The organism is Pseudomonas sp. Bc-h, from assembly GCF_002080045.1.
Lineage (GTDB): Bacteria > Pseudomonadota > Gammaproteobacteria > Pseudomonadales > Pseudomonadaceae > Aquipseudomonas.
The window spans coordinates 23,310-36,302 of the sequence record NZ_MUIN01000001.1; the positions used below are offsets into that span (position 1 = coordinate 23,310).

Annotated in this window: 12 protein-coding genes and 2 pseudogenes; 5 read left to right on the forward strand and 9 right to left on the reverse strand. The window is 58.7% G+C overall.

Annotation, left to right across the window (positions count from 1 at the left end):
• Positions 1-3 precede the first annotated feature (3 nt).
• The 4 genes from BWR59_RS00130 to gpmI all read right to left on the reverse strand — a co-directional run bounded on the left by BWR59_RS00130 (position 4) and on the right by gpmI (position 5,155).
• Positions 4-804, reverse strand: coding sequence for a divergent polysaccharide deacetylase family protein (locus BWR59_RS00130; RefSeq protein ID WP_081563624.1), 801 nt, complete (start codon positions 802-804; stop codon positions 4-6).
• Position 805: 1 nt separating this feature from the next.
• Entirely contained in the window at positions 806-2,137 is a 1,332-nt protein-coding gene (locus BWR59_RS00135; protein ID WP_081563625.1) for a S41 family peptidase, read from the reverse strand.
• 30 nt (positions 2,138-2,167) lie between these two features.
• The gene (locus BWR59_RS00140) at positions 2,168-3,478 is read right to left on the reverse strand and encodes a murein hydrolase activator EnvC (RefSeq protein WP_081563626.1); all 1,311 of its coding nucleotides are present in this window, start codon (positions 3,476-3,478) and stop codon (positions 2,168-2,170) included.
• Positions 3,479-3,619: 141 nt separating this feature from the next.
• On the reverse strand, positions 3,620-5,155 hold the full coding sequence (gene gpmI, locus BWR59_RS00145; protein WP_081563627.1) for a 2,3-bisphosphoglycerate-independent phosphoglycerate mutase: 1,536 nt from the start codon (positions 5,153-5,155) through the stop codon (positions 3,620-3,622).
• Between the two features lie 145 nt (positions 5,156-5,300).
• On the opposite strand from gpmI, the gene BWR59_RS00150 reads away from it, so the two are divergent.
• Genes BWR59_RS00150 through secB form a run of 3 tightly spaced genes read left to right on the forward strand, consistent with a single transcriptional unit; the run spans position 5,301 to position 6,507 of the window.
• Positions 5,301-5,714, forward strand: coding sequence for a rhodanese-like domain-containing protein (locus BWR59_RS00150; protein WP_081563628.1), 414 nt, complete (start codon positions 5,301-5,303; stop codon positions 5,712-5,714).
• Position 5,715: 1 nt separating this feature from the next.
• Positions 5,716-5,970 carry a glutaredoxin 3 gene (gene grxC, locus BWR59_RS00155; RefSeq protein ID WP_081563629.1) on the forward strand — a complete coding sequence of 85 codons (255 nt, stop codon included), beginning with the start codon at positions 5,716-5,718 and terminating at the stop codon, positions 5,968-5,970.
• 45 nt (positions 5,971-6,015) lie between these two features.
• Positions 6,016-6,507, forward strand: coding sequence for a protein-export chaperone SecB (gene secB / locus BWR59_RS00160; RefSeq protein WP_081563630.1), 492 nt, complete (start codon positions 6,016-6,018; stop codon positions 6,505-6,507).
• Positions 6,508-6,602: 95 nt separating this feature from the next.
• On the opposite strand, the gene trmL is transcribed toward secB, so the two are convergent.
• Complete coding sequence (gene trmL, locus BWR59_RS00165) at positions 6,603-7,058, reverse strand: tRNA (uridine(34)/cytosine(34)/5-carboxymethylaminomethyluridine(34)-2'-O)-methyltransferase TrmL (RefSeq protein ID WP_081563631.1); 456 nt, start codon at positions 7,056-7,058, stop codon at positions 6,603-6,605.
• Here trmL and BWR59_RS00170 point away from each other — a divergent pair.
• A complete protein-coding gene (locus BWR59_RS00170; RefSeq protein ID WP_081563632.1) occupies positions 7,057-7,500 on the forward strand; it encodes a hypothetical protein in 444 nt (147 codons plus the stop codon). The genes trmL and BWR59_RS00170 overlap by 2 nt on opposite strands.
• 345 nt (positions 7,501-7,845) lie before the next feature.
• On the opposite strand, the pseudogene tauD reads toward BWR59_RS00170, so the two are convergent.
• The 4 genes and pseudogenes from tauD to tauA all read right to left on the reverse strand — a co-directional run.
• Positions 7,846-8,484: pseudogene (gene tauD / locus BWR59_RS00175) on the reverse strand (taurine dioxygenase); the annotation flags it as partial.
• Between the two features lies 1 nt (position 8,485).
• Positions 8,486-8,983: pseudogene (locus BWR59_RS00180) on the reverse strand (taurine ABC transporter permease); the annotation flags it as partial.
• A complete protein-coding gene (gene tauB / locus BWR59_RS00185; protein ID WP_081563634.1) occupies positions 8,980-9,771 on the reverse strand; it encodes a taurine ABC transporter ATP-binding subunit in 792 nt (263 codons plus the stop codon). The gene tauB and the pseudogene BWR59_RS00180, both read right to left, overlap by 4 nt.
• Before the next feature lie 30 nt (positions 9,772-9,801).
• Positions 9,802-10,779, reverse strand: coding sequence for a taurine ABC transporter substrate-binding protein (gene tauA / locus BWR59_RS00190; RefSeq protein ID WP_081563635.1), 978 nt, complete (start codon positions 10,777-10,779; stop codon positions 9,802-9,804).
• An 818-nt stretch (positions 10,780-11,597) separates the two neighbouring features.
• On the opposite strand from tauA, the gene BWR59_RS00195 reads away from it, so the two are divergent.
• Positions 11,598-12,977, forward strand: coding sequence for an OprD family porin (locus tag BWR59_RS00195; protein WP_081563636.1), 1,380 nt, complete (start codon positions 11,598-11,600; stop codon positions 12,975-12,977).
• Positions 12,978-12,993 lie beyond the last annotated feature (16 nt).

Sequence of the window (12,993 nt, forward strand, 5' to 3'; positions counted from 1 at the left end):
GCGCTACCGATAAACTCCATTCTTCCCATGCCCCGACATCGCCTGATTGCCGCGGATGCTGATCATGTGGCGCAATTCGATCCACTCGATGCCTTGCGCCTTGAGCTTGGGCAGTTCGCGCTCCAGCACGTCCAGCGTCACCGGGTAGGGGTGGCCGATCATCACCACCGAACCCTGCTTGTGAGCGAGCTTGATCGCAGTCTGTAGCTGACCGTTGATGGCCTCGGCCGTGCGCTCGTCGTCGAGAAACACGTCCCGCGAAACACTGGCCAGGCCAATCTTCTGCGCTTCGGCGGCAGCAACGGTTCTGGCACTGGTGCGGCTGTCCACCAGAAACAGATGACGTCGCTGCAGTTCACCCACCAGCCAGCTCATCGCCACTGGTTCGGCGGTCATGCGGCTGCCTTCGTGATTGTTGATGCCTGCCGCGTACGGAACCTTCAGCAACGCCGCGTTGAGGCGCGATTCAAGCTCGGGCAACGGCAGATCCGGGCGCCAGGCGTAAGGGCCCGTCGCCGGATCCATGGGCATGTGCAGCATCACGGTCTTGCCGGCCTTGTGAGCCTGACGCGCGAAGTCGGTGGCGTGCGGGGTGTCGGGCATGATCGCCAGCGTCACGGGGCCGGGCAGGGCCAGCGCGCGGCTGTCCCTGTCGGGTGTTTGCCCGAGATCGTCGATGATCAGGCTGATGTAAGCGACCTTCGGCGTTTTGCCGGCAGTATCGGGGGAGTCGGCGGAGGCCGCGTGCACGGCCCCCATCGAAACAGCAAGGGCCCAGACGAGCCCGGTCAACCAGAAGCGCATATCAATTGCCGCGTGTGACACTCAATCCCTTGAGCAGACTAAGGGCCTGGTTCAGCTGGTAATCGTCGTCCTGCGGACGCGCCTTGCCGGCCTTGGACTTGGTGGTCGGTTTGTCCGCGCCGCCGTTGCCATTGCCCAGGTGGCCGAGCAGATCGGCCTCTTTGTAGTTCTCGCCATCGGCCTCGGTGGTGACCTTGGCGCGTTTGACTTCGATGTCCGGATTGATGCCCTGCGCCTGAATAGAGCGGCCGTTCGGCGTGTAGTACAGCGCCGTGGTGATCTTCAATGCACGGTCGTTGGCCAGCGGCAGAACAGTCTGCACCGAGCCTTTACCGAAAGAATCGGTACCCATCAGGATGCCGCGTTTCTGGTCCTGCAAGGCACCGGCAACGATCTCGGAAGCCGAGGCACTGCCGCCGTTGATCAGCACCACCAGTGGCGCGCCTTCACTGGCGTCGGCCGGATCTGCCGAGAAGCGCAGTTCGGAGTTGGCGATGCGGCCTTTGGTGTAGACGATCAGGCCCTTGGTCAGGAAGTGGTCAGCCACTTCGACCGCCGACTGCAACACACCACCCGGGTTGTTGCGCAGATCGAGAATCAGGCCGTTCATCTTCTTGCCGTTGTCTTTGCGCAGCTTGGCCAGTGCCTTGCCGACTTCTTCGCCGGTCTTGACCTGGAATTGAGTGATGCGGATGTAGCCGTAGCCAGGCTCCAGCATCTGCGACTTCACGCTCTTGACCTGAATGGTCGCGCGGGCCAGCGTCACGTCAAACGGGTTACCGCCGTCGCGCACCAGCGTCAGGGTGATCTTCTCGCCGAGCTTGCCGCGCATCTTGTCGACCGCTTCCTGCATGGTCTGGCCCTGAGTCGGCGTGCCGTTGATCTTGACGATCAGGTCACCCGCCTCGATGCCTGCTTTGGAGGCTGGAGTGTCATCGATTGGCGAGACCACTTTTATAAAGCCGTCTTCAACGCCGACTTCGATACCCAGGCCGCCGAACTCGCCGCTGGTGCTTTCCTGCAGCTCCTGGAAGTCTTCCGGCCCGAGATAGGCAGAGTGCGGGTCGAGGTTGCTGAGCATGCCCTTGATGGCGTTTTCCAGCAGGGTCTTGTCATCCACTGGCTCGACGTAGGCGGCCTTGATCCGGTCCATCACCTCGGCGAAGGTGCGCAGCTCATCGAGCGGCAGCGGAGCCTTGATGTTCGCGGCATTGGCGGGCGCGGATGCAGCGGGAGCGGCCGCTGGAGCAGCACCGGCGGCCATTGCCTGCGGAGCGCCGATAACCACGGCGATAGTCAGGGCCAGCGAGGTGAGGCGGGACGAAAACAGCATGTCTTACGAACTCCTGAGTGAGGCGTCGACTTATCCTTGAGTGCGACACCATTGGGCCGGATCACTAGGGCGACCCTGCTGACGAATAGCGAAATACAGCGCCGGAGTGTCCTGACCGCCACCACTGTTGCCTACAGTAGCGATCGCTTCCCCGGCTTTGACAACGTCCCCAGCTTCCTTCAACAGACTCTGGTTGTGGCCGTACAGACTCAAATAACCGTTCCCGTGGTCGAGAATGACCAGAAGGCCAGCGCCGCGCAACCAGTCGGCGAAAACCACACGACCACCATGCACAGCGTGTACCTGACTGCCAGCGGCAGCACTGATCATCACGCCATCCCACTTGGTTCGCTCGTCGTCGCCGCGAGTTTCACCGAAACGCGCCAACAATCGACCATCGACAGGCCAAGGAAGTTTTCCCTTTGCTTGTTCAAAAGCACCACCGAAGGACTGACCAGCGCTGGAAACCAGTGCGCCCGGCGCTTTAGTGGGCCGGCGCGGGGCTTCGTCGCTGTCGTCCTTGCCACGGCTTTTGGCCAGGGCTTCCTGCTCACGGGCGCGTTTCTCCGCTTCCTGCTGAGCCAGCAGCGCTTTCTGGCGCGCCTCTTCGGCTTCCCGGGCTTGCCGGGCAAGGGTTTCTTCGATTGTCTTCAGGACTTTAGTCAGATCTGTCTGATCTTGCTGGCGAGCCTGTAGTTTCTGGTCGCGAGCCTTGTAGTCCTGATTCAGCTTGGCCAGTGCGACCTGACGCTGCTGGCGCACGGTATCGAGCTGGGCTTTCTGGTCGTCCAGCGAGCTCTTCTGCACCAGCAATTGTGCTTGCTGCATGTCGATGTCTTTTTCGACTTCGGCCAGTTGGCGCAGGGTTTCGTTGAAACTGCGCAGTTGTTCAAGGCGAGCCTGACTCACGTAATCGTAATAGGTGAGGGTGCGGGCAAATTTTTCGGGGTTCTGCTGGTTGAGCAGCAGCTTGAGGTATTCCTGGCGGCCGCTCTGATAGGCGGCGCGGGCCTGTATCGCGATTAGGCGTTGCTGCTCAACGCGTGCGCTCTGGAGTTTTTTTTTCTCTCCATCGAGCCGTTGAAGCTCGGTTTCACTCTTTTTTAGTTCTTTTTGCAGGGCCTCCACCTGCTTTTCCAGCTTGCCCATTTCGGTTTCGGTGGAGCGCAGATCCTTCTGAACGCCGGATTTCTCTTCCTGCAACTGGCTCAGCGCCTTCTTCAGTTCAGTAATGTCCTGACGTGTGGCATCCAGCTGTTTTTGGGTTTGTGCGCGCTCGTCGTCGGCAAACGCCGGATTGAGCAGACAAATCAAAGCAAGGGCGATCAGGGCGCGAAGCATGAGGTTGGGCGATACCAGGAGTGAAGACGGGCTTAGTATGCCCGCCAGAGGCTGCAAAAAAAACGCTCATCGGGCGCCGCTTTCAGACATTTCATACAAAAACCGGCGCTGTCAGCGCCTGACAGGCCGGTTTATTGGGACTTACCTGGCAACCAGAATCGATGTGCCGGTCATTTCTTTCGGAATGTCCATGCCCAGCAGCGTCAGCATTGTCGGTGCGACGTCTGCAAGAACACCGCCTTCACGGACTTTCAGGTCACGCTTGCCAACGTAGACGAACGGCACCGGCTCAGTGGTGTGAGCAGTATGCGGCTGATGGGTTTTCTCGTCGGTCATCTGCTCGACGTTGCCGTGGTCGGCGGTGATCAGCGCTTCGCCGCCGACCTTTTCCAGGGCTTCGGTGATGCGCCCGACGCACACGTCCAGGCATTCGACGGCTTTGATCGCGGCTTCCATGATGCCGCTGTGGCCGACCATGTCGCCGTTGGCATAGTTGACGACAATCACGTCGAAACGCTGGTTTTCGATGGCGTCGACGATCTTGTCAGTGACTTCCGGGGCGCTCATTTCCGGCTGCAGGTCGTAGGTCGCGACTTTCGGCGAAGGAATCAGGATGCGCTGTTCACCTTCGAACGGCTCTTCACGGCCACCTGAGAAGAAGAAGGTCACGTGGGCGTATTTCTCGGTTTCGGCGATGCGCAGTTGGGTCTTGCCGTTTTTCGCCAGGTATTCGCCGAGCACGTTGTCCAGGCTGCCTTTGACGAACGCGGCAGGCGCGTGGATGCTCGCGGCGTATTGGGTCAGCATCACGAAGCCGGCGAGTTTTGGCTGGCGGGCGCGGGCGAAGTCCTTGAAATCGTCTTCGACGAACACGCGGGTCAGTTCGCGGGCGCGGTCGGCACGGAAGTTCATGAACACCACGGCGTCGCCGTCTTCGACTTTCACTTGCTCGCCGATGCAGGTGGCTTTGACGAACTCGTCGTTCTCGCCACGCTCGTAGGCGGCGTCCACGCCTGCCTTGGCGGTGTCAGCCTGGAATTCGGATTTGCCGTCAACGATCAGGTTGTAGGCGGACTCGACGCGGTCCCAACGGTTGTCGCGATCCATGGCGAAGTACCGGCCGATGATCGTGGCAGTGCGACCCTTGCCCAGACGCTTGTAGGCGGTTTCCATGGTGTCGAGGTATTGATGCGCGCTGCGCGGCGGGGTGTCGCGGCCATCGAGGAAGGCGTGCAGATAGATCTTGTCGGCGCCACGTTTGGCAGCCAGCTCGACCATCGCTACCAGGTGGTCTTCATGGCTGTGAACACCACCGTCGGACAGCAGACCCAGGATGTGCACGGCCTTGCCGTCGCCTACCGCCTGGTCCACGGCCTTGCAGATGGCCGCGTTCTCGAAGAACTCGCCGTCCTTGATCGCCTTGGTCACTCGAGTGAAATCCTGATACACCACGCGCCCGGCACCCAGGTTCATGTGGCCGACTTCGGAGTTGCCCATCTGCCCGTCGGGCAGACCGACGTCCATGCCGGAACCGGAAATCAGGCCGTTGGGCATGGTCTTATAGAGGCGATCGAAGACCGGCATCTTCGCTTCGTAGACCGCATTGCCGTCGTGGCTGTCGCTGTGACCGAAGCCGTCCAGGATGATCAGAACCAGAGGTTTAGGCGTGGTAGTCATGAATCCCACTCTTGGTGAAAAGGTGAAGTAGAGAAAAGATCGCCAGTTTAAGGACAAGTTCAGACGGCGTCACTGCCGTACGGGCTTTGGCCGACCTTGGGTGCTGTGTATACTGGCCGACATTTTAACGCCCTGGAACCTAATGATGGTTGATCACCTGATTGCATTTGCCACTAATCACTATTTGATCTCTGGCGCTTTCGTCATCCTGTTGGCACTGCTGATCGCGACAGAACTCAACAAGGGCGGCAAAAGCCTGAGCACAGGTGAGCTGACCGCCATGGTCAACCGCGACGAGGCCGTTGTCATCGACGTGCGTCCCAAGAAGGACTACGCCAGCGGGCACATTGTCGGCGCCCTGAGTTTCCCTCAGGACAAAGTCATGACGCGCACTGCGGAGCTTGAAAAGTACAAGCCCAAGACACTGATCATCGTCGACGCCGCCGGCCAGCACGCAGGGCACGTGGCCAGCGAACTGCTCAAGGCAGGCTTCTCCGCAGCCAAACTGTCGGGTGGCGTTTCGTCGTGGCGCGGTGACAACCTGCCGCTGGTGAAGTGAAATGGCTGAAGTCGTCGTCTACTCCAGCGATTATTGCCCTTACTGCTCTCGTGCCAAGTACCTGCTCGAGAGCAAGAGCGTCGACTTCGAGGAAATCAAGGTCGACGGCAAGCCACAGATTCGCGCTGAAATGACCAAAAAGGCCGGGCGCACGTCAGTTCCGCAGATCTGGATCGGCTCGGTCCATGTCGGCGGTTGCGACGATCTGTTCGCGCTGGAGCGCGCTGGCAAGCTCGACGCACTGTTGAGCGCCTGAATTCGAACCCTACATACAAGACCTTAAAAGTAAGAAGGATCTGAGATGACCGATCAAACGAATAACGGCGCCACTTCCAACGAAGAAGCTCCACAGTTCTCCCTGCAACGCATCTACGTTCGTGACCTGTCCTTCGAAGCGCCGAAAAGCCCGGCGATCTTCCGTCAGGAGTGGACTCCAAGCGTTGGCCTGGACCTGAACACCCGTCAGAAGCAGCTGGAAAACGATTTCTACGAGGTCGTGCTGACCCTGTCGGTCGAAGTGAAGAACGGCGACGAAATCGCCTTCATCGCTGAAGTTCAGCAAGCCGGTATCTTCCTGATCAAGGGCCTGGACGCGGCTTCCATGAGCCACACCCTGGGCGCGTTCTGCCCGAATATCCTGTTCCCGTACGCGCGCGAAACCATCGACAGTCTGGTTGTTCGCGGTTCGTTCCCGGCGTTGATGCTGGCTCCGGTGAACTTCGATGCCCTGTACGCTCAAGAGCTGCAGCGCATGCAGGAAGCTGGCGAAACGCCGACTCCTACCGTTCAGTAAGCGTTGTTGCCTGAATGAAAAAAGCGCCTGTGATGGGCGCTTTTTTTATGTGGACGACGTACGTCCCCTGTTACAGCACGGGGTACGTGCTGCTGTCATTTGAAGCCTAACTGCCGCCAACCCTCATAAACCGCAACGGCCACGGTGTTCGACAGGTTCAAACTTCGGCAACCTTCACGCATGGGCAGACGCAGCCGTTGGTCGCTGGACAGCGGGTCTAGCACCTCGGGCGGCAGGCCACGGCTTTCCGGGCCGAAGACAAAGGCGTCGCCTTCCTGAAACGCCACATCGTGGAAGGGCTTCGAGCCCTTTGTGGTAAAAGCGAACAGCCGCGGGTGGCCAATGCTTTCCAGGCAACTGGCCAGATCGGCATGACGATGCAGCGTCGCGTACTCGTGGTAATCGAGCCCGGCGCGGCGCAGGCGCTTGTCATCCAGCTCGAAGCCTAGCGGCTCGATCAAATGCAGGTCGCAGCCACTGTTGGCGCAGAGCCTGATGATGTTGCCGGTATTCGGCGGAATTTCTGGTTGAAAAAGGATCACGTGAAACATGCACGGCTCCGAACATAAGGACGGGATGCATTCTACCCCTGAAGAGGACCCGAGACCGAAGCTGTGGCCGCGGTTTTTGGGCTCTATCGCGATTGTCGGGTTAATGGTCGGTTTGATGATAGGTCGGCTGACCACGCCAGACCCCATCGAACTGCAGCGCATCGAAGCGCTCCCCGACGGCGTAGCGGTGTGGTTCAACCGCGAGCCGCAGCTGCATGGCGAAATCATCGACGGTGCGGTAGCACTGCTTTTCAATGCTCAGGGTACGGCACAACGGGGTGAGTTGAAGCTCGCGAGCGCAAGAGACGTGCGCTGGAGAGTGCAGAAAACCGATAAGGGATTGTTGCTGAACCTGCTGGCGGCCCGTCCGTTGCGCGGTGAGTGGCACGGCGCAACTCAGGACGGGCGCTGGAGACTCGAGGTGAATCTCCGAGAGGAATAAAAGAGGGGAATCCCCGGCCTGCCTGTACCAAGGTCCCCAAAACTGGTGATAGTTAACTTATTGCAGAGCGCGTGCCAGTTTTGGGAAATCGCCGTAGGAATTTTCTAAACATCCCTGAGACGCCCGATTTACAGCCTGTTAATCGAGGTTGCTGCGGTGAAAGCCGTTTGCTGTTTCGTATCAGCTTTCAGATTTGAGTATTTCTTGATCGGTTTTGCACGCTATTCGCGCATTTTTGGGGCTAGCCTAACCAAAGTGATGCACTCAGCCGTTCAAACTTCTCTAATGACCTCTGCACCCTGCTCTACAGATGGTTATCTCGCAGCCTTGCGGTCTTCCCCAAGATTAAAACGGCACATCTCCCAGAATCGTCGCTCGATGCATCACCCGGCGTTGAGGCCGATAGTCGTCCACCGCGTAATGCTGGGTCACACGGTTATCCCACATAGCGACGTCGTTTTCCTGCCAGCGCCAGCGGATGGTGAACTCGGGGCGCGTGGCATGAGCGAACAGCAATTTCAGAATCGCTTCACTTTCCGCAGGCTCCAGTTCATTGACGCGCGAGGTGAAGCCATCGTTGACGAACAGCGCCTTGCGACCGCTCACGGGATGCGTGCGAATGACTGGATGCGACAGCGGCGGGTTACGACGGCGGGTTTCTTCCCAGCGCGCCAGGTCTTGCGCAGTGCTGCCAAAACGTTCGACTGGAAAAGACCGGGTGAAATCGTGCGTGGCGGTCAGGCCGTCGAGCAGGATTTGCAGCGCCCTGGACAGCGCTTCGAATGCCGCAATCCCGCTGGCCCACAAGGTATCGCCACCATAGGCCGGTAACTGTTTGGCACTCAGCACGGCACCCATCGCAGGCGTCGGCAGGAAGGTCACGTCGGTGTGCCAGATGGCGTTGTCGCGGACATCGGTCAGCGCGGTGTCGAGCACCATGATTTCTGGTTGTTCCGGCACGTTGGGGTAGATCGGGTGAACGTGCGGCAATCGGCGCGAAGATCGCCAGATAAATCAGCAGCACCTTGGAGAACTCGCCGATGCCGCACCAGATCACGATCAGTGGCAGGTAAGCCAACGGCGGAATCGGGCGGTAGAACTCGATAAGCGGATCAAAAATGCCGCGAGCGATCCGGTTATGGCCGATGGCGATACCCACCGGAATTGCGGTCAATACAGCGAAGCCCAAGGCCAGGCCGATGCGCTGAAGACTCGCGCCCAGATGCTGCCAGAGCGTGGACTCCATATAGCCTTTGGTCATCAGCAACCAGGCTTTTTCCAGCACCGCTGAAGGTGGCGGCAGGAACAGCGGCTCGATCCACTCAAACGCCGTCACCAGCCACCAAGTGGCAAGCAGGAAGGCGAGGGTCAGTACGCTGATCGCGCGCGTGCTCAGTTGAATGCGAGGAGAGGGCTTTGGCGCCTTCTTCTCGGTTGGTGAGATCAGGGTTTCAGTCGCCGGAGCCGATTGATAGTTGCTCATGCCCTTTGCTCCGCAATGGCTTGGCGCTGAGAGAACACCCGCTCCAGAACGTGTTCGCGGGTTTCAATGAATCGAGGATCGGACTTGATCGCCCGCGCCGATTCCCCTGCGCTGTAGCGCTGGCCGAAGTCGAGCTTGAGGTGCTCGACGATCTGGCCGGGGTTGGGCGCCAGCAGGATCAGGTCGGTGGCGAGGAATACCGCTTCTTCGATGTCGTGGGTAATCAGGAACACTGGCTTGGCGCTGCGTTGCCAGACCTGCAGCAGCAGCTCCTGCATCTGTTCACGAGTGAAGGCATCCAGCGCGCCGAAAGGCTCGTCCATCAGCAGGACGCGTGGATCGGCGGCCAGCGCGCGGGCCAGCCCGACACGTTGCTTTTGCCCGCCGGACAATTGCCATATACGACGGTTCTCGAACCCAGCCAGATCCACCAGCGCGAGCATTTCCCGCGCCTTGGCTTCACGTTGTGCGCGAGGTACGCCTGCCAGTTCCAGTCCGAAACCCACGTTGGCCAGCACGTCTTGCCAAGGCAGCAGGGCATCGTCCTGGAAAACCACTCCGCGCTCCGCGCTCGGACCTTTCACCGGTACGTTGTCGAGGGTAATGCGACCGGCGCTCGGTTCGACGAAACCCGCGATCAGGTTCAGCAGCGAAGTCTTGCCGCTGCCGGATGGGCCGAGGGCGACCAGCAGCTGCTGCGGGCCGAGGCTCAGGGAAATGTCCGACAGCACCGGCTCGGCCGCACCGGGATACTGTGCGCAGATGCGCTCCAGCTGTAACAAGGCCATGGCGATGACTCCGCTTCTATATATAGAGGGTTACTGAGTGACGAACTTGTCGCTGACGTAAGGCGTGTAGTCAGCCAGCACTGCATCGACCTTGCCTTGCTCTTTGAGGAACGCGGCGGTCTTGCCGATGGCTTCGGTCGTCGGTGCGCCAAGTTCTTTCACCTGGTCGGTAGCCAGTGGATAGACGTTGCCTTGCAGCAAGCCGGGAATGTCATCGGATTTGGCGCCGGACAGTTTCACCAGTTTGTCGACGTTGCCGCTGCTGGCGAGCCACGCGGCCGGGTCTTTGCGGTAGTCGGCGTAGGCATCGAGCGTGGTCTTGGCGAAGGCTTTGACGATTTCAGGATGCTTGTCGGCGAAGTCCTTGCGCACGATCCAGGCGTCGAAGGTAGGTGCGCCGATCTTGGCCAGTTCACCCGAGGTAATCAGCACCTTGCCGGTTTCCTTAGCGACGCCCAGAGCCGGGTCCCAGACATACGTGGCGTCGATATCACCGCGTTTCCAGGCCGCCGCAATGGCAGGCGGCGCGAGGTTGAGGATGGTCACTTTCGCCGGGTCGATGTTCCAGTGCTTGAGGGCTGCGAGCAGGCTGTAGTGGCCGGTGGAAACGAAGGGAACCGCGATTTTCTTGCCGATGAGGTCTTGCGGGCCATTGATGCCGGAACCGTTGCGAGCGACCAGCGCCTCAGCTGCACCGATCTGCGTCGCGATCAGAAAGGTTTCCACGGGCAGCTTGCGGGTCGCAGCTGCCGTCAGCGGGCTTGACCCCAGGTAACCGATTTGCACGTCACCTGAGGCGATGGCGGTGATGACGTCTGCGCCGTTATCGAACTTGCGCCAGGAAATTTTCGAGCCCGTAGCCTTTTCATAGGCTCCGTCAGCTTGAGCGACTTTGGCCGGGTCCACAGTGGTCTGGTAAGCGACGGTGAAATCAGCCGCCTGCACCAGCAATGCAGAGCCTGCCAGCGAGAGAGCAGCCAACAGACGAAGAGGGTTGAGCAGTTTCATGGTGACGCTCCGAATCAAGGCAGACCGAGGACTGAATGCTGCGGAGCGTAAATGATCTAAGAAACGCAAAATAAATAACTTTTTTGCATGAGCTTAGAGTGGATTTCTCAGGTTCCAGATGGAGCAGGATCGCAAAAACGAAAAAAGGTCTGGGGCTGCTGCGACCGTTCATCTGAATGTCACATTTTGTAAATACGATCTGCACGCTCGCTGTGGCGGAGGGTTTTGGCCCTGAGCGCTGTGAGCCGCAATTATCGTGGCTGGCGCCGATGTCACGAGGGATTTTCTGCGGAGCATTCAGCGTAGCTGACTTTCAACAGTTAACTGACGAGTGATTATCGCCGCTGTCGAGGAAAATGACGGATAGCAGGGTGACAACGGTAACAAATACGTCTACGCCGCTACTAATTTGTTTATTTTCAAAGGCTTGAGTTCGTAATTCTCACCTTGTTTCGTAGGCCGACAGTGACTGAGCGGTCTGGTTCCGGTCGTACGATGTGGCAAAACATATCGATCTGACGAACGGAGTAGAAATATTTTTTGGGAATTAGGTAAAGACGCCGATACACTCCGCAACGGACGGCTGAAACGGCTTGTGACATATAACTGCTTGGCATAAAAGCAGGTCTACAAAGTCTTTTTAGGTTTAAAGGATTTCCCTTAACTTGCAGCCAGTGGGAAGCGCGGTCTAGTCAATTAGTCTTGGGTCCATTGACTCTCTGAGTCCGGTCCGGTGCTAATCGCGCATCCGCGGTCTTGAGCCTCCCGGCACAGGGCCAACGAACTACAAAAATTAGATTCAAGAGGAGCGAAACACAATGAAGAAGTCCACCCTGGCCTTGGCCGTATATGCAGGTGTAATGGCCACTCAGGCTGGTGCAGCTGGTTTCCTGGAAGACAGCAAGGCAACCCTCAGTTCCCGTACCCTGTACTTCGAACAAGATCCACGCGAGCCATCTTCCTCTGGTGCTAAAGGTCAAGACCAACGCCAGACCACTCAAGGCTTCCTGTTCAACTTTATCTCGGGTTACACCCCTGGCACCGTAGGCTTCGGTCTCGATGTGCAAGGCATGTACGGTATCAACCTGAGCGGTGGTATCGACAACCGCGCGGCCAACGGTAGCACTGCCAACACCGTTTCGCCGACCAGCTCCGACGGTACTCCACAGCACGACTGGGCACGCGCCGGTGCCAACGCCAAGGTCAAGATCTCCAAGACCGAGCTGAAGATCGGTAACGCGCTGCAGCCAAACCTGCCGATCCTGGTATCGAACGACGGTCGTCTGCTGCCGCAAACCTTCGAAGGTGGCATCGTCACTTCCAAGGACATCGACAGCCTGACACTGACTGCCGGTAAGCTGACCAAGGCCGCTGGCCGTGCTTCCACCAACTACGACAACCTGTCGGTTGCGGGTGGCACCAAGGGCTCCAACAACTTCCAGTTCGCCGGTGCTGACTACAAGCTCACCAAAGACCTGACCCTGCAGTACTACTACGCCAACCTGGAAGACTATTACAAGCAGCACTTCTTCGGTTTGCTGCACGTTCTGCCAATCGGTGAAGACCAGTCGTTCAAAACCGACCTGCGTTACTTCCACAGCACATCCGATGGCAAGAACTCCCAGACCGACAACGTTGGCTACCGTCTGACCGGCAACGGTTACTCCGGTACTGGTAACGACACCGGCGAGATCGACAACGATCTGTGGACCGCAATGTTCACCTATACCCTGGGTGGCCATGCGTTCATGTTGGGTTACCAGGCTTCCAGCGACAGCGGTGCCATGCCGATCATCAACAACGGCAGCGTTGTCGACGGTCGTGGTCGTAACGAAGGTGAAGGTGGTAACTCCGTTTACCTGTTCACCGACAGCATGATCACCAACTTCACCCGCGCCGGTGAGAAGACCAAGTTCGGTCAGTACTCGTACGACTTCGCACGCGTGGGTGTTCCTGGCCTGAAAGCTGCGATCGCTTACCTGTACGGTGATCAGATCCGCACCAGCGCCACCGGTGGTCGTGGCACTGAGTGGGAACGCGACATGCGTATCGACTACGTCTTCCAGGACAGCTTCCTGAAAGGCTTTGGCGTTACCGTTCGCCGTGCCAACCTGCGTTCTGACAGCGATCTGTATCCGCTGCAGCAGAACGTCGATCAGACTCGTGTGATCCTCAACTACACCTACGCTTTCAAATAAGCGTCGAGTTGTTAAG